Annotated in this window: 23 protein-coding genes; 17 read left to right on the top strand and 6 right to left on the bottom strand. The window is 67.8% G+C overall.

Annotation, left to right across the window (positions count from 1 at the left end):
- Window positions 1–14: 14 nt before the first annotated feature.
- Window positions 15–1,130 carry an alanine dehydrogenase gene (gene ald, locus DM992_RS19170; protein WP_111018196.1) on the bottom strand — a complete coding sequence of 372 codons (1,116 nt, stop codon included), beginning with the start codon at window positions 1,128–1,130 and terminating at the stop codon, window positions 15–17.
- A 322-nt stretch (window positions 1,131–1,452) separates the two neighbouring features.
- Here ald and DM992_RS19165 point away from each other — a divergent pair, with 322 nt between their 5' ends.
- From DM992_RS19165 to DM992_RS19140, 5 genes are all read left to right on the top strand, one after another.
- The gene (locus DM992_RS19165) at window positions 1,453–1,869 is read left to right on the top strand and encodes a DUF3995 domain-containing protein (protein ID WP_072436652.1); all 417 of its coding nucleotides are present in this window, start codon (window positions 1,453–1,455) and stop codon (window positions 1,867–1,869) included.
- 544 nt (window positions 1,870–2,413) lie between these two features.
- Complete coding sequence (locus DM992_RS19155; RefSeq protein WP_111018195.1) at window positions 2,414–3,154, top strand: gluconate 2-dehydrogenase subunit 3 family protein; 741 nt, start codon at window positions 2,414–2,416, stop codon at window positions 3,152–3,154.
- On the top strand, window positions 3,154–4,932 hold the full coding sequence (locus tag DM992_RS19150) for a GMC family oxidoreductase (protein WP_111018194.1): 1,779 nt from the start codon (window positions 3,154–3,156) through the stop codon (window positions 4,930–4,932). The genes DM992_RS19155 and DM992_RS19150 overlap by 1 nt, the downstream gene beginning before the upstream one ends.
- Window positions 4,929–6,353: a cytochrome c gene (locus DM992_RS19145; protein ID WP_111018193.1), complete on the top strand. Its 1,425-nt coding sequence runs from the start codon at window positions 4,929–4,931 to the stop codon at window positions 6,351–6,353. The genes DM992_RS19150 and DM992_RS19145 overlap by 4 nt, the downstream gene beginning before the upstream one ends.
- Before the next feature lie 207 nt (window positions 6,354–6,560).
- Complete coding sequence (locus DM992_RS19140) at window positions 6,561–8,279, top strand: cation:proton antiporter (protein WP_111018192.1); 1,719 nt, start codon at window positions 6,561–6,563, stop codon at window positions 8,277–8,279.
- Window positions 8,280–8,346: 67 nt separating this feature from the next.
- Here the strand turns inward: DM992_RS19140 and DM992_RS19135 are convergent, their stop codons facing one another.
- Window positions 8,347–10,242: a penicillin-binding protein 2 gene (locus DM992_RS19135; protein ID WP_111018191.1), complete on the bottom strand. Its 1,896-nt coding sequence runs from the start codon at window positions 10,240–10,242 to the stop codon at window positions 8,347–8,349.
- An 88-nt stretch (window positions 10,243–10,330) separates the two neighbouring features.
- On the opposite strand from DM992_RS19135, the gene DM992_RS41715 reads away from it, so the two are divergent.
- Window positions 10,331–10,588 (top strand): hypothetical protein, encoded by a 258-nt coding sequence (locus DM992_RS41715; protein WP_162631692.1) that lies wholly within the window; start codon window positions 10,331–10,333, stop codon window positions 10,586–10,588.
- 75 nt (window positions 10,589–10,663) lie between these two features.
- Here DM992_RS41715 and DM992_RS19130 read toward each other — a convergent pair whose 3' ends face one another.
- Complete coding sequence (locus tag DM992_RS19130; protein ID WP_111018190.1) at window positions 10,664–11,008, bottom strand: DUF3564 family protein; 345 nt, start codon at window positions 11,006–11,008, stop codon at window positions 10,664–10,666.
- Between the two features lie 648 nt (window positions 11,009–11,656).
- Here DM992_RS19130 and DM992_RS19125 point away from each other — a divergent pair.
- Window positions 11,657–12,871, top strand: coding sequence for an SDR family oxidoreductase (locus DM992_RS19125; RefSeq protein WP_111018189.1), 1,215 nt, complete (start codon window positions 11,657–11,659; stop codon window positions 12,869–12,871).
- A 55-nt stretch (window positions 12,872–12,926) separates the two neighbouring features.
- On the opposite strand, the gene hpaR is transcribed toward DM992_RS19125, so the two are convergent.
- Window positions 12,927–13,367 carry a homoprotocatechuate degradation operon regulator HpaR gene (gene hpaR, locus DM992_RS19120; protein WP_034179682.1) on the bottom strand — a complete coding sequence of 147 codons (441 nt, stop codon included), beginning with the start codon at window positions 13,365–13,367 and terminating at the stop codon, window positions 12,927–12,929.
- 152 nt (window positions 13,368–13,519) lie between these two features.
- On the opposite strand from hpaR, the gene DM992_RS19115 reads away from it, so the two are divergent.
- From DM992_RS19115 to DM992_RS41710, 8 genes are all read left to right on the top strand, one after another.
- A complete protein-coding gene (locus DM992_RS19115) occupies window positions 13,520–14,209 on the top strand; it encodes a fumarylacetoacetate hydrolase family protein (protein WP_111018188.1) in 690 nt (229 codons plus the stop codon).
- The gene (locus tag DM992_RS19110; RefSeq protein ID WP_111018187.1) at window positions 14,206–14,970 is read left to right on the top strand and encodes a fumarylacetoacetate hydrolase family protein; all 765 of its coding nucleotides are present in this window, start codon (window positions 14,206–14,208) and stop codon (window positions 14,968–14,970) included. Before DM992_RS19115 ends, DM992_RS19110 begins: the two co-directional genes overlap by 4 nt.
- Before the next feature lie 22 nt (window positions 14,971–14,992).
- The gene (gene hpaE, locus DM992_RS19105) at window positions 14,993–16,456 is read left to right on the top strand and encodes a 5-carboxymethyl-2-hydroxymuconate semialdehyde dehydrogenase (protein ID WP_111018186.1); all 1,464 of its coding nucleotides are present in this window, start codon (window positions 14,993–14,995) and stop codon (window positions 16,454–16,456) included.
- A gap of 46 nt (window positions 16,457–16,502) precedes the next feature.
- Complete coding sequence (gene hpaD / locus DM992_RS19100) at window positions 16,503–17,351, top strand: 3,4-dihydroxyphenylacetate 2,3-dioxygenase (RefSeq protein WP_111018185.1); 849 nt, start codon at window positions 16,503–16,505, stop codon at window positions 17,349–17,351.
- 41 nt (window positions 17,352–17,392) lie between these two features.
- Window positions 17,393–17,785 carry a 5-carboxymethyl-2-hydroxymuconate Delta-isomerase gene (locus tag DM992_RS19095; protein WP_111018184.1) on the top strand — a complete coding sequence of 131 codons (393 nt, stop codon included), beginning with the start codon at window positions 17,393–17,395 and terminating at the stop codon, window positions 17,783–17,785.
- A 19-nt stretch (window positions 17,786–17,804) separates the two neighbouring features.
- Window positions 17,805–18,608 (top strand): 2-oxo-hept-4-ene-1,7-dioate hydratase, encoded by an 804-nt coding sequence (hpaH, locus tag DM992_RS19090; RefSeq protein ID WP_111018183.1) that lies wholly within the window; start codon window positions 17,805–17,807, stop codon window positions 18,606–18,608.
- A gap of 7 nt (window positions 18,609–18,615) precedes the next feature.
- Window positions 18,616–19,422 (top strand): 4-hydroxy-2-oxoheptanedioate aldolase, encoded by an 807-nt coding sequence (gene hpaI, locus DM992_RS19085; RefSeq protein WP_111018182.1) that lies wholly within the window; start codon window positions 18,616–18,618, stop codon window positions 19,420–19,422.
- An 88-nt stretch (window positions 19,423–19,510) separates the two neighbouring features.
- Complete coding sequence (locus DM992_RS41710; RefSeq protein WP_162631691.1) at window positions 19,511–19,678, top strand: hypothetical protein; 168 nt, start codon at window positions 19,511–19,513, stop codon at window positions 19,676–19,678.
- Here the strand turns inward: DM992_RS41710 and DM992_RS19080 are convergent.
- Window positions 19,669–20,478: a helix-turn-helix transcriptional regulator gene (locus tag DM992_RS19080; RefSeq protein ID WP_111018181.1), complete on the bottom strand. Its 810-nt coding sequence runs from the start codon at window positions 20,476–20,478 to the stop codon at window positions 19,669–19,671. The genes DM992_RS41710 and DM992_RS19080 overlap by 10 nt on opposite strands.
- Window positions 20,479–20,573: 95 nt before the next feature.
- Here DM992_RS19080 and DM992_RS19075 point away from each other — a divergent pair, with 95 nt between their 5' ends.
- Both DM992_RS19075 and DM992_RS19070 read left to right on the top strand, forming a co-directional pair.
- Window positions 20,574–20,825 carry a hypothetical protein gene (locus DM992_RS19075; protein WP_111018180.1) on the top strand — a complete coding sequence of 84 codons (252 nt, stop codon included), beginning with the start codon at window positions 20,574–20,576 and terminating at the stop codon, window positions 20,823–20,825.
- Between the two features lie 46 nt (window positions 20,826–20,871).
- Entirely contained in the window at window positions 20,872–21,834 is a 963-nt protein-coding gene (locus DM992_RS19070) for a zinc-binding alcohol dehydrogenase family protein (RefSeq protein ID WP_111018179.1), read from the top strand.
- A 131-nt stretch (window positions 21,835–21,965) separates the two neighbouring features.
- Here the strand turns inward: DM992_RS19070 and DM992_RS19065 are convergent, their stop codons facing one another.
- A complete protein-coding gene (locus DM992_RS19065) occupies window positions 21,966–23,057 on the bottom strand; it encodes a porin (RefSeq protein ID WP_111018178.1) in 1,092 nt (363 codons plus the stop codon).
- Window positions 23,058–23,181: the final 124 nt, after the last annotated feature.

Raw genomic sequence — 23,181 nt, 5'->3', positions numbered from 1 at the left:
GCCGTGCGTTCATATCACGCCAGCACGCCGGCGGCCGGCACATAAGGCAGGCCGAGCGCCAGCGCGACCGCTTCGTACGTGATGTGCCCGTCGCAGACGTTCAGGCCCGCGCGCAGGTGCGGATCGTCGGCCATCGCCTGCTTCCAGCCCTTGTCGGCGAGCGCGAGCGCATGCCCGAGCGTCGCGTTGTTCAGCGCGAAGGTCGACGTGCGCGCGACCGCGCCGGGCATGTTCGCGACGCAGTAGTGCACGACGCCGTCGACGACGAAGGTCGGGTCCGCATGCGTTGTCGCATGCGATGTCTCGAAGCATCCGCCCTGGTCGATCGCGACATCGACGACGACGGCACCCGTGCGCATCGTCGCGATCATGTCGCGCGTGACGAGCCGCGGCGCCGATGCACCGGGCACGAGCACCGCGCCGATCACGACGTCGGCTTCGCGCACGGCTTCGTCGATCGTATGCGCATTCGAGCAGACGGTCGTGATCCGGTTGGCGAAGACGAGGTCGAGCTGACGTAAGCGGTTTACGTTGTTGTCGAGCACGGTGACGCGCGCGCCGAGGCCGACCGCCATTTGCAGCGCACCGGTACCCACCACGCCCGCGCCGAGCACGACGACATGCGCGGCCGGCACGCCAGGCACGCCGGCCATCAGCAGGCCGCGGCCGCCGCGCGGGCTTTCGAGGTGGGTCGCCGCGACCTGGATCGACATGCGTCCGGCCACCTCGCTCATCGGCGCGAGCAGCGGCAGGCCGCCGCCGGGCCCCGTGACGGTTTCATACGCGATGCAGACGGCGCCGGACTTCACGAGCGCGGCCGCCTGTCCGGGATCGGGCGCGAGATGGAGGTAGGTATAGAGAATCTGGCCGCGCCGCAGCATCGCGCATTCGGCCGGCTGCGGCTCCTTGACCTTGATGATCATGTCGGCGCGCGCGAAGATTTCGCCGGCGCTGTCGCCAAGCGATGCGCCCGCGGCCGTGTAGTCGTTGTCGAGCAGGCCGATCGCCGTGCCCGCGCCGCGCTGGATGAGCACGGTATGGCCGTGCCGCGTGAGTTCGCGCGCGCCGGCCGGCGTCAGGCCGACGCGGTATTCGTGGTTCTTGATCTCCTTCGGCACACCGATCAGCATGAGTCGCCTCCATGGCCTTCGTTATCGTTGTCGTGCATGTGCGCCGCGCGGCGAACGATGCGCGTGCGGCCGGTTGCGCAGGGGCATGCCGACCGCAGTACTGGAATACCAGCGTAGTAGCGCGCGGAGGGAAGTCAAGCGGGCGGCCGGCTCGACGATGCCTGCGCATTGCACCGCAGCACGCAATGCGGCGGGTTGCGACCGGACGTCGCAATGCGCGCACTGCCGGGTTTCGGTATCGTCTTGCGTGTCGCGGGCCGGGGCCGCGTGCCGGAATCTTCCGGCAAAACAACGAAACAACGAGACGAGGATATTTACCGACATGACCGGCGCGTATTTCAGCGTGCCGACGCTTTGCGCGATCGCGCTCGTTCACGTCTACTGGGCGTTTGGCGGGCGGCTCGGCAAGCGTGCGGCCATTCCGGAACAGGACGGCATGCCGCTGCTGCGGCCGACCGCCGTCGGCACGTTTGCCGTCGCGGCGGCGTTGCTGGCCGGCGCATGCGTGGTCGCCGCGCGTGCCGGCTGGCTGGGGCGGAACGCGTATCCCGGCACGATCGCATTCGCGGTCGTTGCGCTCGCATTGATCTTCGCGGTGCGGGCCGTCGGCGATTTCCGCTATGTCGGCTTCTTCAAGCGGGTTCGCGGGTCGCGTTTCGCGCGGATGGACACGCTGTATTACTCGCCGCTTTGCGCGGCACTCGCGCTGTCCCTCGCGTCGATGTTCTGGCCGTGGTGAGCGGCGTGCGGCTCAGCGCGCCGGCGTGTCGATCTGCGTGAGATATTCGGCCGGCACGGCATCGGTCAGCCATACGCCGTTTTCGGCGACGAAGAACGTGTGGCGTTCCGGATTTTTCAATTGTTGCAATTTTCGATGCATTGAATTGCATCGAATTATCTAGCAATGGAACCGGTTCCATATATAATTCGCGGCACTCGTCGCCGGACCCGAAGGAGGGGCGCGCGCGTCGCGCTTGCTGCGGCAACCGCGGCGTCCAGTTTGAATCACGGTCATGGCGATGGCGGGCAGGTCCAGGCCGACAGGCCGGTATTTGTCCGACGATAAGGCCCGCAAAGAGGTCGATCCGCGCCGCCGGAACCGGCACGCACGCGGCTGCATGACGGCGCCGCCGCGCATCGCGCGGCCGGTGTCCGCATCGAGGTTGTTCGCAACACACGAATGAACAGGACGGCCAGCTGCATGCGGCATGGCTGCCGTGCCGGACCCGCCGCATGCGGAATGCGCGCGTCCGGCCCCCGATCCCCAACGATCAACATCCGACATGTCCACGCCACCTGACAAACCCAACTCGCGCCGCCGTTTCCTGCGCACGTCGGTCGCGCTCGTGCCGATCGCGTCGGTCGCCGGCTGCGACCTGCGCGCGTCGTCGCCATCCGCGACGACGGCCGGCAATGCGCCCGCCGCCTCGGCCAGTGCCGAACGCGCCCCGTACAAGCCGACCTTCTTCGATGCGAAGGAGTGGGCGTTCGTCCGGGCCGCCGTCGACCGGCTGATTCCGGCCGACGCCGAAGGTCCCGGCGCGCTCGAATCGGGCGTGCCCGAATTCATCGACCGCCAGATGGAGACGCCGTACGCACACGGTGCGACGTGGTACATGCAGGGGCCGTTCCAGCAGGGCGTGCCCGAGCTCGGCTACCAGTTGAAGCTCGTGCCGCGCGACATCTACCGGCTCGGCATCGCGGCCGTCAACCGCTATTGCGAAAAGACCCACGGCAAGGCGTTCGCGGATCTCGACGCGCCGACGCGCGACACCGTGCTCGGCGCGCTGGAGAAGGGCGGCGCGCAGATCGACGACGTGCCGCCTGGCGTATTGTTCGGCCAGTTGCTGCAGAACACGCGCGAAGGCTACTTCTGCGACCCGGTGCACGGCGGCAATCACGATATGGCCGCGTGGAAGATGATCGGCTTTCCGGGCGCGCGCGCGGACTTCATGGATTTCGTCAACCAGAACGGCAAGCCCTATCCGTACGGCCCCGTCTCGATCAACGGGGAGCGCAGCTGATGGCCGCAGAGAAAAAGCCGCACGTCGATGCGGTGATCGTCGGCTTCGGCTGGACCGGCGCGATTCTCGCGAAGGAACTGACCGAAGCGGGCTTGAAGGTCGTCGCGCTCGAGCGCGGCGAGTATCGCGACACCTATCCGGACGGCGCGTATCCGAACACGATCGACGAGCTGACCTACAACGTCCGCAAGAAGCTGTTCCTGGACCTGTCGAAGACGACCGTATCGATCCGCCACGGCGTGCAGGACACCGCGCTGCCGTACCGGCAGCTCGCCGCGTTCCTGCCGGGCGAGGGCGTCGGCGGCGCGGGGCTGCACTGGTCGGGCGTGCACTTCCGGATCACGCCGGAAGAGCTGCGCCTGCGCAGCCACTATGAAGAACGCTACGGCAAGAAGTTCATCCCCGCAGGGATGACGATCCAGGACACGGGCGTCAGCTACGACGAGCTCGAGCCGCATTTCGATTTCGCCGAGAAGGTGTTCGGCACGTCGGGGCAGGCGTACAAGGTCGGCGGCAAGGTGGTCGGCGACGGCAACGTGTTCGAGGCGAACCGCAGCAACAACTTCCCGTTGCCCGCGCAGCTCAATACCTATTCGGCGCAGCGCTTCTTCGATGCGGCGCAGTCGCTCGGCCTGCATCCGTACCGGCTGCCGTCGGCGAACACGTCGGGTCCGTACACGAACCCGTACGGCGTGCAGATGGGGCCGTGCAATTTCTGCGGCTACTGCAGCGGCTACGCGTGCTACATGTACTCGAAGGCGTCGCCGAACCTGAACATCCTGCCCGCGCTGAAGCAGGCGCCGAACTTCGAGCTGCGTTCGAAGTGCCACGTGCTGCGCGTCGACCTCGACGACACGAAGAAGCGTGCGACGGGCGTCACCTACGTCGACCCGGCCGGACGCGAAGTGCACCAGCCGGCCGATCTCGTGATCGTGGCCGCGTTCCAGTACCACAACGTGCACCTGCTGCTGCTGTCGGGCATCGGCAAGCCTTACGACCCGATCTCCGGCGAGGGCGTGGTCGGCCGCAATTTCGCGTACCAGAACCTGTCGACGATCAAGGCGTTCTTCGACAAGGACACCTACACGAACCCGTTCATCGGCGCGGGCGGCAACGGCGTCGCGGTGGACGATTTCAACGCGGACAACTTCGACCACGGCCCGCTCGGCTTCGTCGGCGGCTCGCCGCTGTGGGTGAACCAGGCCGGCGCGAAGCCGATCAGCGGCATCGCGACGCCGCCCGGCACGCCGCAGTGGGGCTCGGCGTGGAAGAAGTCCGTAAAGGACTACTACGCGCACACGATCTCGATGGACGCGCACGGCACGAACATGTCGTACCGCGACGTTTATCTCGACCTCGATCCGACCTATCGCGATTCGTACGGCCAGCCGCTCTTGCGGATGACCTTCGACTGGAAGGACAACGACATCAGGATGGCGCAGTACGTGACCGGGCAGATGAAGAAGATCGCGGAGGCGATGGGGCCGAAGGCGATCGGCGTGTCGACGCGCGAGTTCGGCAAGCACTTCGATTCGCGCGCGTACCAGACGACCCACCTCGTCGGCGGCGCGATCATGGGCACCGACCCGAAGACGAGCGTGCTGAACCGCTACCTGCAGTGCTGGGACGTACACAACGTGTTCGTGATGGGCGCGTCGGCGCTGCCGCAGGGCATTGGCTACAACCCGACCGGGATCATCGCGGCGCTGGCCTACTGGTCGGCACGCGCGATCCGCGAGCAATACCTGAAGAATCCCGCTCCGCTGGTGACCGCATGAAGAGGACGATGAACCACAACGCCGCGCGCCGCCTTTCCCCGGTGCGGCGCGCGCTGGCGGCCGGCGCGGCCTGGGCCGCGTTCGGCCTCGCGGGCACCGCGGCTTTCGCGCAACCGGCGGTTGCGCCCGCGGCGGCTTCGGGCCCGGCAGCCGCGCCCGCGGCCCGATCCGCCGACGCGGACCTCGTCAAGCGCGGCGAATACCTGGCCCGCGCGGGCGACTGCATCGCGTGCCACACCGCGAGCGGCGGCAAGCCGTTCGCGGGCGGGCTGAAGTTCGACACGCCGATCGGCGGAATCTATTCGACGAACATCACGCCGGACCCGAAAACCGGGCTTGGCGGCTGGACGTTCGACGACTTCACCCGCGCGGTGCGCGAGGGCGTGCGCAAGAACGGCGACACGATGTATCCGGCCATGCCGTTCCCGTCCTATGCGCGCCTCACCGACGACGACATGAAGGCGCTGTACGCGTACTTCATGCACGGCGTCGCGCCCGTCGAGCACGAGAACCGCGCGGTCGACATCGTGTGGCCGCTGTCGATGCGCTGGCCGCTCGGGATCTGGCGCAAGATGTTCGCGCCGTCGCCGAAGCCGTTCGACGCGGTGCCGTACACCGACCCGGTGGTCGCGCGCGGCGCGTATCTCGTGCAGGGGCTCGGCCACTGCGGCGCGTGCCACACGCCGCGCGCGCCGACGATGCAGGAGCGCGGGCTGACCGATGCGGACGGCCCGGACTTCCTGGCCGGCGGCGCGGCGATCGACGGCTGGGTGCCGACCAGCCTGCGCGGCGAGCCGCGCACCGGGCTCGGCACGTGGACGGAAGCCGAGATCGTGCAGTTCCTGAAGACCGGCCGCACGCTGCGCACGGCAGCGTTCGGCGGGATGACGGACGTGGTCGGCCACAGCATGCAGCACATGACCGACGACGACCTGAATGCGATCGCGCGCTACCTGAAGACGCTGCCGCCGCGCGTGCAGGGCGAGCAGCCGCACGTGTACGACGCGGCCGCCGCGAAGGCCTTGCAGGCCGGCGACGCGAGCAAGCCGGGCGCGGCCGTCTATCGCGACAACTGCATGGCATGCCACCGCAGCGACGGCCACGGCTACACGCGCGTGTTCCCGGCGCTCGCCGGCAACCCGGTCGTGCAGGGCGGCGATCCGACGTCGCTGATCCACGTCGTGCTGGAGGGCAGCGCGCTGCAGGGCACGCACACCGCGCCGTCGACCTTCACGATGCCGCCGTTCGGCTGGCGCCTGTCGGATCAGGAAGTCGCGGACGTGTCGAACTTCGTGCGCACGAGCTGGGGCAACACGGGCGCGCCGGTGACGGCCGCGCAGGTCGCGAAGGTGCGCAAGAGCGTGCCGTCGACCCGCCCCGAACCGCCGCCGGGCGCGCGGTTCCCGCAAGCGTCGCGCTGATGGGGCGGCGGGGCGCCGGCCCCGCCTGTCCGAGCCGCTTCAAGGCGCCGCCGAGCCCGCGCGGCGCTTGCCGTTCCACCGGGGTTGCACCCCGCAAAGGCACGCCACCGCGTGAATTTTTCGCGGCGGCGCGCCATTGTTCCGCCTCATCCCTTATCCTTCCATTCTTGAACCTTACTAAATAGTTACAAGAACTCGGGAGGGGGGATGCCCCATGACGTCAGCCTGATTGCGTTGCTCGCGGCCGGTTTCGGTCTCGCGATGATCTTCGGTTACCTCGCGTCGCTGCTGAAAATGCCGCCGCTCGTCGGCTATCTGCTCGCCGGGATCGTGATCGGCCCCGGCACGCCCGGTTTCGTCGGCGACCTGTCGCTCGCGCAGCAGCTCGCCGAAGTGGGCGTGATGCTGCTGATGTTCGGCGTCGGCCTGCATTTCTCGCTCGGCGACCTGCTCGCGGTGCGCAAGATCGCGCTGCCGGGAGCCGTTGTGCAGATTACCGTCGCGACGCTGCTCGGCGGCGGGCTCGCGCTCGCGTGGGGCTGGAGCCTCGGTGCGGCGCTCGTGTTCGGGCTTGCGCTATCGGTCGCGAGTACCGTCGTGCTGCTGCGCGCGCTTGAAGGGCGCGGGCTCGTCGAGACGGTCAACGGGCGCATCGCGGTCGGCTGGCTCGTCGTCGAGGATCTCGTGATGGTGCTGGTGCTCGTGCTGCTGCCGCCCGTCGCGGGGCTGCTCGGCGGCACGCCGCCCGGCGACCTGCAGGCGGCCGGCGGCAGCGTGTGGGGCACGCTCGGCGTGACGATGCTGAAGGTCGCGGCGTTCATCGCGCTGATGCTCGTGGTCGGCAAGCGCGTATTCCCGCGCATTTTGTGGCTCGTCGCGCGCACGGGCTCGCGCGAGCTGTTCACGCTGTGCATGATTGCGGCCGCGGTCGGCATCGCGTTCGGCGCGGCGAAGCTGTTCGACGTGTCGTTCGCGCTCGGTGCGTTCTTCGCCGGGATGATGATGCGCGAGTCGGAATTCAGCCGGCGCGCGGCAGACGAGACGCTGCCGCTGCGCGACGCGTTCTCGGTGCTGTTCTTCATCTCGGTCGGGATGCTGTTCGACCCGAAGGTGCTGATCGAAGAGCCGCTGCACGTGATCGAGGTCGCGGCGATCGTGCTGGTCGGCAAGACGCTCGCGGCGGTCGCGCTCGTGATTGCGTTCCGCTATCCGCTGAATACCGCGCTGACGGTCGGCGCGGGCCTCGCGCAGATCGGCGAATTCTCGTTCATCCTCGCGGGGCTCGGCCGTGCGCTCGGGCTGCTGTCGGCCGAGGGGCAGAGCCTGATTCTGGCGGTCGCGCTGATCTCGATCGCGATGAACACGCTGCTGTTCGCGATGATCGATCCGGCGCTCGCGTGGATCCGCAAGCATTCGGCGTTCGCGCGCAAGCTCGAGGCGCGCGACGATCCGCTCGCCGCGCTGCCGATGTCGACGCCGCAGACGCACCTGACCGGGCAGGTCGTGATCGTCGGTTACGGCAAGGTCGGCACGCGGATCGCGCATGCGCTGGACGAGCGCGGGATCGCGTATGTCGTCGTCGAGCAGAACCGCGAGCTCGTCGAGAAGCTGCGTGCCGACGGCATCGCGGCCGTGTCCGGCGACGCGATCGAGCCGATCGTGCTCGTGCAGGCGCATATCGCGCGCGCCGGGATGCTGGTCGTCACGCTGCCGGACGTGTTCGACGTGCGGCAGATCGTCGAGATCTCGCGCACGCTCAATCCGACGCTCGAGGTCGTGCTGTGCACGAACAGCGGCGACGAGGCCGCGCTGCTGTCGAGCGAGGGCATCGGCACCGTGTTCATGGGCGAGACCGAACTCGCGCGCGGAATGACCGAGCATGTGCTCGGCCGGATGGTGAAGCCGGTCGCGGCGGCGGCACATTGACGGCGCGCGGCATCGCGCCGCGCACCGGGCAGGGCGGCGACGGCTTCACGTCGCCCGCCGGGCGGCTTCAGCTTGCCGCCGCCTTCGTCGGCACGATCGTGCCGGACTGTGCGGCCGTCTTCACCGGCGCGGCGGCTTTCTGCGCCGCAGCCGTTTTCGGTTGGGCCGCCGCCTTCGGCGCCTCGACCGTCTTCAGCGGTGCAACCGCCTTGGCCGGCTGCGGCTTCTCCGGCTCGACCGGCGCATCGGGCGGCACGCCGAGCAATTGCAGCGAGCCGCTCGTGACCGACGCGAACACCGGGCCGGCCACCGTGCCGCCGTAATAGCCCTTGCCGCGCGGCTCGTCGATCATCACCGCGACGATCAGGCGCGGGTTGCTCATCGGCGCCATCCCCGCGAACAGCGCGCGGTACTTGCCCTTCGCATAGGTCGCGCCGACCTGCTTGCGCGCGGTGCCCGTCTTGCCGCCGATCCGGTAGCCGTCGACGCGCGCGCGGCGCCCGGTGCCGCCTTCGCCGACCGCCATCTCCAGCATCGAGCGGATCGACGCGGCCGTTTGCGGCGACGTCACGCGGTGGCCGCGATGCGCGTCGATCGTCTGCTGGTCGGTGCCGTTCTTCAGCAGCGACACCGGGTGCAGCGTGCCGTCGCCCGCATAGGCCGTGTAGGTCTGCGCGATCTGCAGCAGCGACATCGACAGCCCGTAGCCGTACGCCATGGTCGCCTGCTCGATCGGCCGCCAGCGCTTGTAGCCGCGCAGCCGGCCCGACGCGACGCCCGGGAACGTCAGCTCCGGCGCGCGGCCGATCCCGTATTCCTGGTACTTGTTCCAGATCGTTTCGGCGGGCAGGTTCAGCGCGAGCTTCGCGAGCGCCACGTTGCTCGACTTCTGCAGTGCCTGCGACACCGTCAGCGACCCGTGGTTCGACGTGTCGTGGATCACGGCCGGGCCGATCTTGTAGGTGCCCGGCGACGTGTTGATGATCGTGTTCGGCGTGACCTTGCGCTCGTCGATCGACAATGCGACGACGAGCGGCTTGATCGTCGAGCCGGGTTCGAACGTGTCGATCACCGCGCGATTGCGCAGTTGCTGGCCCGTGAGGCGCGCACGGTCGTTCGGGTCGAAGGTCGGGTAGTTCGCGAGCGCGAGGATTTCGCCGTTCTGCGCATCGAGCACGACGACGCTGCCGGCCACCGCGTTGTTCTCGATCACGGCCGTCTTGAGCTGGCTGAACGCGAGCTGCTGGATCCGGCGGTCGATCGTCAGCTCGATCGTCGCGCCGTGCTGCGCGGGAACGAGCGGGCGCGTGTCGGACACGATGCGGCCGAGCCGGTCGCGGATCACCTCGCGCTGCCCGGACGTGCCCGACAGGCGCGCATTCGCCGCGAGTTCGACGCCTTCCTGGCCCTTGTCTTCGACGTTCGTGAAGCCGACCACGTGCGCGGCCGATTCGCCTTCCGGGTAGAAGCGCTTCGAATCGGCGATCTGCGTGATGCCGTCGATCGCGAGCTTGTCGAGCCGGCCCGCAGTGTCCGCGTCGACCTGCCGCTTGAGCAGCACGAACGTCTTGTCGTTGCCGAGACGCCGCTTGACCTCGACGAGCGGCAGGTCGAGCAGCTTCGCGATCTGCGGATAGTCGGTATCGGCGACCTGTTTCGGGTTCGCCCAGATTTCATAGGTCGACAGGCTGACCGCGAGCATCGCGCCGTTGCGGTCGACGATGCGCCCGCGCATCGCGTCGAGCTCGATCGTGCGCTGGTAGCGCTTCTGGCCCTGGCCGACGTAGAAATCCTGGTTCGCGACCTGCACCCAGAAGGCGCGCGCAAGCAGCGCGGCGAACGCGAGGAACACGACGATCACGACCAGTTTCGAGCGCCACATCGGCAGGCGCGACGCGAGCATCGGATTCTTCGTCGCGGCCGAGTACGGGTCGGCGGGGTGGGTCTTCTTTTTCACGCTCATGCAAGGGCCGGGTCGGGCCGCCGGGCGGCGGCAGGTCAGTCTGAATAATGCGATTGTAATAAATGAGTAAACGCCGTGTGGGGAAAGTATGTTCCGGCCCCGTGAAAAGGCGGGCGGGGCCATCCGGCAAAGCGCTGAAAAGGAGGCTGGAAAGGTGGGGCGCGAGCGGATTTTCGCCGCCGCCGCAGACGATGAACGACGGGCGATCGACGGCGTGTCGATCCGGGCATGCGGTATTCGCTACCGGTCGATCGCGGCCGCCGCCGGTATGCGATCAATTGCCCGGCCCTCGGTTATTTCTTTAATGGCGGAAAATAAAAAGCGCCCCAGAATGAGGCGCCGTTAATGCTGAATATCGAAATGACTATCTCTGAAACTGGAATAAACCCGAAAACCGCAGACGATTTACGTAAAAAATTTTCTATCGGGCGACGGAAATGAATTCCCGGTATTCCGGCTGGGTCGTGCAGCGATCGACGGCCTGCAGCCGCCACGCGCCCGGGTGATTGCCGGCGAGCACGGCGAGGCCCTGTTCGCGCTGCGTCGCACCGAACGACAGCCCCTTCAACTGGCATACGGCTTTCCCGCCGTCGGCCGCGCAGAGCGCCATTGCGCCCTCGACGTCGCGGACCTTGCCCCACGTCGGAAGATCGATGCCCTGATGTGCCTCACGCGACCACAGTCCCTCGTCGGTATCCACCCACAGTACCGCGAAGGATTGCCGGGTTGCCGATTCGCTGCCATTAATTCGAATGGTGAGGCGCATTGGATCGTCTCCTGGAAGAAAGGACGAATTTGACCGTTTGGACTTGAACAGTCTAGATAGACTGGTGTGAAACGCAAGTGATAATCCGCAATAGATCCATATCGAGTCCATTGCGGTTTCAGATGAAACGACGTCTGACGATTCACGGACATTTCGGCAGCGCGCGCAAACGTGCGTGGCATCGGCGATTTCGGTGTCGGCGCGTGCCTCGGTGACGATCGAGATATGGGATGACATGGCCGGGGGCGCGTCGATCTGTCGCGCGCGGGCCGCCGCCGAACCCGTGCCGACTACGCAATCCGGCGCCGCCAGAATGTGGTCCGACCCGATGTTTCAGCGTTTTGACGGCGCGGCCGGAACGACACACTCCAACAATCGCGTACAAATCGGCACACTTTCACGAAACTTTCGGGACAGACTTGCCCGCGATCGGGCCCCACACTGGGAACTTCCCGATCCTGTGCCGCGGACGCCCGTCCTCGGCGGTTGCCGCCGCCTCGTGCCAGAGGCGCAATCGACGCGATCGCGGGCCGCACGCCCGATCGGGACTGCCGGGGCGCGCGTCAGCCCCGGTCCGGCCGGTATGCCGAGCGCAGCCCGCAACCGCGGGCGCCGCGCCGTCCGGCCCACTCTTCGAAGGAGACTATCGTGCTGATCTGGAAAACCGCGTTGTCGCTGAACTGGCGGACGAGCCTCGTGTCGCCGGCCAGCGCACCGGTCGCGGCGGCGAACGTCGGACGGCTGGTGCTGACCGGCGCGACCGGCTTCATCGGCAGTACCGTGCTGACGGCGCTCGTCAATGCAGGGCTGCTCGAACGCATCGTGTGCGTCGTGCGCGCGCAGGACCGCGGCCACGCCGTCGCGCGGCTGCGCGAAGCGGCGCTGCGCGCGGGGCTGACGCCGTACTGGGCGTCGCGCCTGACCGACGCGAACGTGATCGTCGGCGCGCTCGGCGACGTGTGGCAGGGCGCCGACGCGCCTCGGCTCGCCGGCGCGACGCACGTGATCCACTGCGCCGGCCATGCGTCGCCGGCCGACGGCGCGCACCTGCAGGCGGACATCGCCGATTCGGTGCGCTTCGCCGAACGCTTCGCACGGGCGCCGCGTCTGCAGCGCTTCGTATACGTCGGCACGGCCTATGCGCATGCGGGGCGCGGCGGCATCGTGCACGAAGAAGTCGTGGCGGACGACGCGGCGAACGATGTCGCGCAACACGGCGAAGGCCTGCCGGGTGCGGTGCTCGCGGCGGACTACCTGCATGCGAAGGCGGAAACGGAGCAGCGCCTGCGCGCGCTCGGGCTGCCGCTCGTCGTCGTGAGGCCGTCGCATGTCGTCGGCCACACGGTGCTCGGCACGCGGCCCGCGCCGAATTCATTCTGGATGTTCCGGCTTGCGCATGCCGCGCGCCGCTTCACCGCGCGGCCGATGACGCGCATCGACATCGTGTCGGTGGACGATGTCGCGCGCGCGACGATGCTGCTGGCCGTCAAGCCGACGCTCGCGCACGATCTCTATCACGTGTCGGCCGGCGACGAGGCGCCGCAGGTCGCGCAGATCGTGCGCGCGATGGACGAGGCGGCGGGGATGACGGGGGCGCCGCGCTACGCGGCGTGCGCGCCGGCCGAGCTGCCGCTGGTGGTGCGCGACGTGCTCGGGCGGCCCGATCCGGCACTCGAGCGCGTGATCGGCCGGGCGCTGCAGCGCTGCGCGGAATTCGCGACGGTCGATCGCGTGTTCGACAACAGCCGTGTGCGCGACGAAATCGATTTCGAGCCGTTGCCGTTCATCGATTACGTCGAGGAATGCATGCGCACGTCACGCGGCGTCGCCGTGACCGAGCTGATGCGGGGCGCGATGCACTGACCGCCCGCGTGGTACCGGTGCCCGTTCCCGCGGCTGGCGGGAGCGGGCACCATCTTCACGCGTTGCCGCCGAGTTCGATGAGCCGATCGAGCGCGCGGTAGATGTCTTCGAGGCCGTCCTGGCCGAAGCGCGACTCGAGCTGCCGGTATTGCTCGTCGATGCGCGGACCGATTTCCGTGACGAGTTTCCTGCTTTGCGGCGTCAGGCTGACCAGCAGCCGGCGCTGATCCTCCTGCGCGCGCGTGCGCGTGATCAGCCCGTCGCGCTCCATCCGTTCCAGCACGCCCGTGAGGCTCGGGCTCAGGATGCAGCAGCGCCGCGCGATCTGTCCCGCTTCGAGCGCATGCGCCGGTTCGCCGTCGAGCACGCGGATGATCCGCCATTGCTGTTCGGTCAGCGCGAATTCCTTGAGAATGGGGCGGAACAGGCCCATCAGCGTTTCGCGGGCCTCGAGCAGCAGCATGGCCAGGTTGCGATGGTCGAGCGTACGGTTCATCGGGGTGGACTGTGGACGGGGACGCATCAATCTTAACAGCCGAAGGTGGTGAATTTCGCGTATCAGGGTAATCGAGGTTGCCAGTGCCCGATTGTTTACTTAAGATATTAAGTATTGACGATGCGCCGCGACGCGCGGCAGGGGAATGACGCATGGAGCTGTGTTGCACGACCGCCGCGGCGCCGCCGTTGCCGGTCGCCATCGGTACCGTCTACGGTGCGCTGCTCAATGAGCGCGCGGCGCTCGACGCGCTCGGCGATGCGGTGAACGCACCGCCGTACGGCCGCCCGCCGCAGGCACCGATCCTTTACATCAAGCCGGCCAACACGCATGCGGCCGACGGCGCGGCCGTCGTCGTGCCGGCCGGCGTCGATGCGCTCGAGATCGGCGCGTCGGTGGCCGTCGTGTTCGCCCGGCGCGCCACGCGCGTGCCGGCTGCACAGGCGCTCGACTATGTGCGCGGCTTCACGCTCGCGAGCGACGTGTCGGTGCCGCATCCCGATTACTACCGTCCGGCCGTGCGCTTCAAGTGCCGTGACGGCTTCTGCCCGCTGGGCCCGGCGATCGTGCCGGCCGCCGCGCTGGCCGATGTCGACGCGCTAGCACTGACCGTGCGGATCGACGGCGAGGTGGCCGCATCGGCGTCGACCGCGACGCTGATTCGCCCCGTGCGCGAACTGATCGCCGACGTGACGGCCTTCATGTCGTTCGACGCCGGCGATGTGCTGCTGCTCGGCGTCGCCGGCGGCGCGCCGCGCGCCCGCGCGGGCAGTACGATCGAGATCGCCGCGGCCGGCATCGGCACGCTGCGGCACACGCTGATTGCGGAGGAGGCACGATGAAGACGGCGCGCGTGATCTACAACGGCGCACTGCATGCGGCCGAGCCGGCCGGCGACGGCGCGATCCGCCTCGACACGGGGCGCGTGGTTGCCGAGGAGACGGTCGCATGGCTGCCGCCCGTCGCGCCGCGCACGACGTTCGCGCTCGGCCTCAACTACGCCGACCACGCGAAGGAACTCGCGTTCAACGCGCCGAGCGAGCCGCTGATCTTCCTGAAGGGGCCGAACACGTTCATCGGCCACCGGTCGCGCACCGTGCGTCCGGCCGATGCCACCCACATGCACTACGAGTGCGAGCTGGCCGTCGTGATCGGCCGGCCCGCGCGCAACGTGAGCCGCGCGCAGGCGATCGACTACGTGGCCGGCTATACGGTCGCGAACGACTACGCGATCCGCGACTATCTCGAGAACTACTACCGCCCGAACCTGCGCGTGAAGAACCGCGACACCTGCACGCCGCTCGGGCCGTGGTTCGTCAGCCGCGACGAGATAGGCGACGCGGGCGGCCTGAGCTTGCGCACGACGGTGAATGGCCGGGAGACGCAGCGCGGCAGCACGCGCGACATGATCTTCGACGTGCCGGCGCTGATCGAGCACATCAGCAGCTTCATGACGCTCTCGCCGGGCGACCTGATCCTGACCGGCACGCCCGAGGGGCTGGCGGACACGCAGCCGGGCGACGAGGTCGTGACCGAAATCGAAGGGGTCGGCCGGCTCGTGAACACGATCGTCGCCGAAGCGGACTACTATCGCGCCGGCTGAGCCCGTCGCCCAAGGAGAACCCATGACCATCAAGCACTGGATCGACGGCCGCGAAGTCGAGAGCCGCGAGACCTTCACGACGCTGAATCCCGCGACGGGCGACGTGATCACCGACGTCGCGTCGGCGGGCGAGGCCGAAGTCGACGCGGCCGTGCGCGCGGCGAAGGAAGCATTCCCGAAATGGGCGAACACGCCGGCGAAGGAGCGCGCGAAGCTGATGCGCAAGCTCGGCGAGCTGATCGAGAGGAACGTGCCGATGCTCGCGGCGCTGGAGACGCAGGACACCGGCCTGCCGATCGCGCAGACGAGCAAGCAGCTGATTCCGCGCGCATCCGAGAACTTCAATTTCTTCGCGGAAGTGTGCGTGCAGACGAATGGGCGCACCTATCCGGTCGACGACCAGATGCTGAACTACACGCTGTATCAGCCGGTCGGCGTGTGCGCGCTGGTGTCGCCGTGGAACGTGCCGTTCATGACGGCCACGTGGAAGACGGCGCCGTGCCTCGCGCTCGGCAACACGGCCGTGCTGAAGATGTCGGAATTGTCGCCGCTGACGGCCGATCAGCTCGGCCGGCTCGCGCTCGAAGCCGGCATTCCGCCCGGCGTGCTGAACGTCGTGCAGGGCTATGGAGCGACCGCCGGCGACGCGCTCGTGCGGCATCCGGACGTGCGGGCAGTGTCGTTTACCGGCGGCACCGTCACGGGCAAGCGGATCATGGAGCGCGCGGGCCTCAAGAAGTATTCGATGGAGCTCGGCGGCAAGTCACCGGTGCTGATTTTCGACGACGCGGATTTCGATCGTGCGCTCGACGCGTCGCTGTTCACGATCTTCTCGATCAACGGCGAACGCTGTACCGCGGGCTCGCGGATCTTCGTGCAGCGCACGATCTACGACCGCTTCGTGCAGGAATTTTCGCGCCGCGCGAACAACCTGGTGGTCGGCGATCCATCCGATCCGGCCACGCAGCTCGGCGCGATGATCACGCGCCAGCACTGGGAGAAGGTGACGGGCTATATCCGCATCGGCGAGCGGGAAGGCGCGCGCGTGGTCGCGGGCGGCGCGGACAAGCCGGCGGGCATGCCCGACCATCTGCGCAACGGCAACTTCGTGCGGCCGACCGTGTTCGCCGACGTCGACAACCGGATGCGCATCGCGCAGGAAGAGATCTTCGGGCCGGTCGCGTGCCTGATCCCGTTCGAGGACGAGGAAGAAGGGCTGCGTCTCGCGAACGACACGTCGTACGGCCTCGCGTCGTACATCTGGACGCAGGACGTCGGCAAGGTGCATCGCCTCGCGCGCGGCATCGAGGCCGGGATGGTGTTCGTGAACAGCCAGAACGTGCGCGACCTGCGCCAGCCGTTCGGCGGCGTGAAAGAGTCGGGCACCGGGCGCGAGGGCGGCGAGTACAGTTTCGAGGTGTTCGCGGAGATCAAGAACGTGTGCATCTCGATGGGTTCGCATCACATTCCGCGCTGGGGCGTGTGACGGGCGCGGGTCGTTTCGCTGCAAGAACGATATGGAGACTTGAACGATGGGCAAACTGTCCCTCGCCGCGAAAATCACGCACGTGCCGTCGATGTACCTGTCGGAAATGCCCGGCAGGCATCACGGCTGCCGCGCAGCGGCGATCCGCGGCCATCAACTGATCGGCGAGCGCTGCCGCGCGCTCGGCGTCGACACGATCGTCGTGTCGGACGTGCACTGGCTCGTCAACGCGGGTTATCACGTGAACTGCAACGCGCGGTTCTCGGGGACGTACACGAGCAACGAGCTGCCGCATTTCATCCGCGACATGCAGTACGCGTACCCGGGCAACCCGGCGCTCGGCCGGCTGATCGCCGAGACGGCCAGCGCGCGCGGGATCGCGACGCGCGCACACGAGATCGACAGCCTCGAACTCGAATACGGCACGCTCGTGCCGATGCGCTACATGAACGGCGACCAGCACTTCAAGGTCGTGTCGATCGCCGGCTGGTGCATGTGGCACACACTCGACGAAAGCCGGCGCTTCGGCGAGGCGCTGCTCGAAGCGATCGAGAACAGCGATTCGAATGTCGCTTTCCTCGCGAGCGGTTCGCTGTCGCATCGCTTCAACGACAACGGCAGCCCCGAGGAATCGATCCACCAGATCAGCCGCGAATTCTTCCGGCAGGTCGACCTGCGCGTGGTCGAGCTGTGGAAGCAGGGCGATTTCAAGACCTTCTGCGCGATGCTGCCCGAGTACAACACGCATTGCCACGGCGAAGGCGGCATGCACGACACGGCGATGCTGCTCGGCCTGCTCGGCTGGGATCGTTACGACAAGCCCGTCGAGATCGTCACCGACTATTTCGCGAGTTCGGGCACCGGGCAGATCAACGCGATCTTTCCGCTCCCCTGAACGCTGCCACCCCGCATCCGACATCCGACCGGAGACTTGCCATGCCCCACATCGTCGTCGAATACACCGCGAACATCCGCGACGACGCGCACATTCCCGCGCTGCTGCACACGATCAACGCGACGCTGATCGCGCAGGGCGGCGTGTTCCCGACCGGCGGCATCCGGTCGCGCGCGATCGAGCTGCAGGACTACTGCGTCGCGGACGGCACGGAGGACGACGCGTTCGTCCACGTGACGCTGAAGATCGGCTCGGGCCGCCGCGACGACACGAAGAAAGCCGTGTGCGATGCGCTGTTCGACGCGATCAAGGCCCATTTCGCCGAGCTGTACGCGACACGCTATCTCGCGCTGTCGATGGAACTGACCGAGTTCAGCGAAAGCGGCTCGTACAAGCACAACAACATCCACGCCCGCTACAAGCGAGCCGGCTGACCCCATTCGCGATCCGACCATGCTCGAACCCGCCATCATCGACCAGCTCGCGCAGCGTCTGCACGACGCCGAGCGCGAGCGCACGCAGATCCGCCAGATCTCGCTCGACCATCCCGACATCACGATCGACGACGCATACGCGATCCAGCGCGCGTGGGTGACCCTCAAGCTCGCGGAAGGCCGCACGCTGAAAGGGCACAAGATCGGCCTCACGTCGAAGGCGATGCAGAACACGTCGCAGATCGACGAACCCGACTACGGCGCGCTGCTCGACGACATGTTCTTCGCGGACGGCGGCACGATCCCGACCGGTCGTTTCATCGTGCCGCGCGTCGAGGTCGAACTCGCGTTCGTGCTCGGCAAGCGGCTTTCGGGCCCGAACTGCACGATCTTCGACGTGTACGACGCGGTCGATTACGTCGTGCCCGCGCTCGAGATCATCGACGCCCGCAGCCAGTCGATCGACCCCGATACGAAACGGCCGCGCAAGGTATTCGACACGATCGCCGACAACGCGGCGAACGCGGGCGTCGTGATCGGCGGCCGGCCGGTGAAGCCGCACGACGTCGACCTGCGCTGGGTCGCGGCGATCATGTCGCGCAACGGCGTGGTCGAGGAAACGGGCGTCGCGGCCGGCGTGCTGAACCATCCGGCGAACGGCGTCGCGTGGCTCGCAAACCGGCTGTCGCGCTTCGACGTCGCGCTGGAACCCGGGCAGATCGTGCTCGGCGGCTCGTTCACGCGGCCGTGCGCGGCGCGGCCGGGCGACACGTTCAGCGTCGACTACGGCCCGCTCGGGACGATCCAGTGCTACTTCGAGTGAGCGAGCGATGCAGATTCCTTCGAATGTCTTCAAGGCCGCGCTCGCGCGCGGCGACGCGCAGATCGGGCTGTGGCTCGGCCTCGCGAACCCGTACAGCGCCGAAGTCGTCGCGGGCGCCGGTTTCGACTGGCTGCTGATCGACGGCGAGCACGCGCCGAACACGGTGCCGACGATCCTCGCGCAACTGCAGGCGATCGCGCCGTATCCGTCGCATCCGGTCGTGCGCGTGCCGTGGAACGATCCGGTGATCGTCAAGCAGGTGCTCGATCTCGGCGCGCAGACGCTGCTGGTCCCGATGGTGCAGAGCGCCGACGAAGCGCGCGCGGCCGTTGCCGCGACGCGTTACCCGCCGCACGGGATGCGCGGCGTCGGTAGCGCGCTGGCGCGTGCGTCGCGGTGGAATCGCGTCGGCGACTACCTGCATCGCGCGAACGACGAGATGGCCGTGCTCGTGCAGGTCGAGACGCGCGCGGGGCTCGATGCGGTCGACGCGATTGCACGGGTCGAAGGTGTCGACGGCGTGTTCATCGGGCCGGCCGATCTGGCGGCCGATCTCGGGCATCTAGGCAATCCGGGGCACCCGGACGTGCAGGCAGCGATCGACGGCGCGATCCGGACGATCGCGGCGGCCGGCAAGGCGCCGGGGATTCTGAGTGCAGATGAGGCGGCGGCGCGGCGGTATCTCGAAGCGGGTGCGCTGTTCGTCGCGGTCGGGGTCGATACGACGCTGCTGGCGAGGAGTGCGGAGCGGTTGGCGGCGCAGTTCAAGGGAGTATCCCGGCCGACGGAAAGGAATGGCGACACGACGTATTGAGCGAGAGGCCGTGGCAGATAAGCCCAGCAACGCAGAGGCACTGCCTGACGAATCGGGGAATCGGCACACGGTTTTGCGAAGGGACCGGATGACATCGCTCGAATCGAATGCGATCCCGAATTGCGAGGCGATGGCTCATCTACGCCCCCCCGCCATCGCCTTGGCGCGGCGCATGGACGAAAGCGGCGAAGCAATCCCGGATGTGATGGCGGAATTGAGTGCGCACGCGCAAGCCTCGGGGATGGGTTACGACTGACTTCCAGTTATCGTGACTTCTGATATTCCCGCTTCCAGATACCGCCCCGGCGTTGTCCCCAACGCGCGCCGGAACATGTCGATGAACGCGCTCACGTTGTCGTACCCGAGATCGAGCGCGATCGTCGTCACCGGTATGCCGTCGGCGATTTTCTCCAGCGCTCGCAGCAACCTTGCTTGCTGACGCCACTGGGCAAACGTCAGGCCAGTCTCGGCGACGAAGCGGCGGCTCATCGTCCGTGCACTGATGCCGGCCCATTCGGCCCATTCCTCCAGCCGCCGGTTGTCCGCGAGGTTCGTGGCGAGCGCATCGGTGATGCGCACGAGCCGCGCGTCGCGCGGCCGCGCGAGACTCAGCGATTCGACTTTCGAAGCAGCGATTTCATCGAGGATCACGTCGGCGATTCGCGTCTGCGCGGCATCGAGTTCCGAATCCCCCCAGCTTGCTGCGCGCTGCACGGCTTCCCGCAGCAGCGGTGTCGTGCGAATCGCGCGCGGCGTATCCGGCAGCGCCGCGCAGCGCGCTTCGGCGACGAACGCCGACCAGCCGGAAATCGGCCCGAACGAACGCAGCGAATGCCGGCAATGCGGCGGAATCCAGATCGCGTGGATCGCCGGCACGACCCAGTCCTGGTCGTCGAGACCGATCGTCAGCAGCCCGCTCAGCGCACCGACGAGCTGGCCGCGGGCATGCGAGTGCGGCGCGGTCACGCGCGGGTCGCGTTGCGACAGGACGGCGGCGACGACGAACGGGCCGTCGTCGGACGTGATGAAGCGGGCGGGCAGGAGCGGATCGGACATGGCCGGATATCGGTATCGAATGGCTGTTATACCGGAGATCGGCCGGCTTCGCACGCCTACACTGCGTCCATCGATGACAACCGGAGTACGACACGATGCGAGCCGAACAGATGCTTCCCGATCATGCCGACCGGATCGATGCCGGCGGAACGACGATCCGCAAGGGCACCGTCGGCGCGTTTCTGGTCAACGCGCGCGTGCTGACCGATCCCGATGCCGCGCCCGCCGACCGGGCCCGCGCGGAAGCCGACGCGATCGACGCATTGCCCGCGCTGCGCACGCTCGGCCTGTTCGACGTGATGGAAGTGCGCGATCCGGCGCTGCGTGCGTGGCTGGACGCACGCTGACGTTCGCCGCAACCGTCTATCGAGATACCCGATTCAAGGAGCCACCATGAAAGCCGCAGTCGTGAAGGGCGCCGGCGAGCGCCCCGTCCATATGGAATTCGAACCGCCACGCGCGATGCCGGGCCACAGTCTGATCGACGTGGCGGCGTCCGCGCTGAGCCGGATCGCGCAGGCGCGCGCGTCCGGCGCGCATTACTCGTCGGATCGACGTTATCCGTTCGTCGTCGGCGTCGACGGCGTGGGCCGTCGCGACGACGGGCAGCGCGTCTATTTCTTCGGCGTCCCCGCGCCGTTCGGCGCGATGGCCGAGCGCACGATCGCGCCCGACACGCAGTGCGTGCCGCTGCCGGACGGGCTCGACGACGTCACGGCCGCGGCGATCGCGATTCCCGGGATGTCGTCGTGGGCCGCGCTGACCGAACGCGCGCGGCTCGTGGCAGGCGAGACGGTGCTCGTCAACGGCGCAACGGGTACGTCGGGCCGGCTGGCGGTGCGGATCGCGAAGCATCTCGGCGCCGCGAAGGTGATCGCAACAGGCCGCAACGCGGCCGCGCTGGACGCTTTGCTGAACGCCGGTGCGGACGCCGTCGTGTCGCTGCAGCAGGACGACGTGCATCTGGCGCGTGCGCTCGAACCGCATTTGCGCGCGGGCGTGGATGTCGTGCTCGACTATCTGTGGGGTGCCAGCGCGCAGACGCTGCTGGTTGCCGCGGCGAAGGCGGCGCCCGATGGCCGCCGGCTGCGTTTCGTGCAGATCGGCTCGATCGGCGGCGCGGACGTGCTGCTGCCGGGTGCGGTGCTGCGCGCAACCGCAATCGAACTGATGGGCAGCGGCCTCGGCAGCGTGTCGCTGCCGCGTTTGCTGGACTCCGTGCGCGGTGTGTTCGACGCGGCCGGGCCGGCGGGCCTCGCGATCGAGACGCGCACCGTGCCGCTGTCGGCTGTAGGCGAACACTGGGGCGATGCAAACAGTCTCGTGCGTCCGGTGTTCACGATGCACGGCGCGTGAGCGGCGACCGAACCGCAGCGGACGCGGCGCGATGAACGGCCGCGCGGCGACGACCGGCCATCCGTCGTGATGCCGCCGCGGGTGGGGGAAAGCAGGGCGGCAGACGCCCGCTGCCGCCCGCTGCATCAGGCTCAGAACCGCTGCTGAATCCCCGCCGTCACGCCGACCTGCGTTGTGCCGTATCCCGCGAAATCGCGCGACACGCCGACCTTCTGGTCGTGCTTCGCGATCGCGAACGCGCCGGCCGCGTACAGCACCGTGCGCTTCGACAGAGCGTAGTTCGCGCGCAGGGACACCAGCGTCGGATCGGCGTCGGTGCCGCCCTTGATGTTCTGGTGATAGACCGCCGCGATCAGCGAGAACGCCGGCGTGAACTGGTACGACCCGCCGACCCAATACATATCGCTCAGCTGGTTCGCCGCCGTCGTGCGGAACGTGCGTTTGTAATTGCGGTAACCGGCCATCGTCTTCAGGTTGCCGAAGTCGTAGCTCAGGCCCGCATGGATGCCCTGGATGTAGTTGACCGTATCGGCCGGCGTGACGCTGTCGGCCGCGCCGTTTTGCCGGTCGAACGTGACCACGGCCGCGAACGGGCCGGTCTCGTAGCCGAGCGCGAAATCGTATTTCGAGCTGGTCTTCACGCTGCCCGGCACGTTGCCGAAACCGTACAGCGCGCCGAACTTGAAGCCGCTGAATTCGCCGTCGTAGCGCACCGCATTCGACGAGCGCGTGAACAGGCCGTCCTTGCGGCCGCCCGTCGCCATCGACGAGGTCGCCCACGAGTAGTTCTGCGCGTAACCCATCGGGTCGAACGGCAGCATGTAGTCATAGGTGACGGTGAAGTTGCGGCCGAGCGACAACTCGCCCCATTTGCCTTTCAGGCCGACCGTCGCGCGGCGCGCGAAGATCGAGTCGGGGCCGTCGTCGAAGGCGCCGTTCGCGAGATCGATCCCGCTTTCGAGGCGGAAGATCGCCTTCAGCCCGCCGCCGAGATCCTCGACGCCGCGCAAGCCCCAGCGCGACGTGTTCTTGTTGCCGGACTTCAGCTTGAACGAATTGCCGCCCTGCGGCGCCGCGTGGTTCGTGTATTCGATGCCGGCATCCATGATCCCGTACATCGTGACGGACGACTGCGCGTGCGCGGCGGGCGCGGCGATCCAGGCCGCGGCGGCCGAGCTCGTGAGGACTACTGTGCGAATCGAACGTTCTGCGCGTGACTTCATTGACGGTGTCTCCTTGGTTCTTGTGGGTTGGGTGAAACAGGTGCTGCGCGCAACGAGCCGTGGCGGGCGCCGCAAGACGTCCGCCGAACCTGCATGTCGTCGCATGGCGCGATGCGCGCGGCGT

The sequence above is a fragment of the Burkholderia sp. JP2-270 genome, from assembly GCF_003233675.1.
Classification (GTDB): domain Bacteria; phylum Pseudomonadota; class Gammaproteobacteria; order Burkholderiales; family Burkholderiaceae; genus Burkholderia; species Burkholderia pyrrocinia_C.
This window is presented reverse-complemented; position numbering and strand designations above follow the sequence as displayed.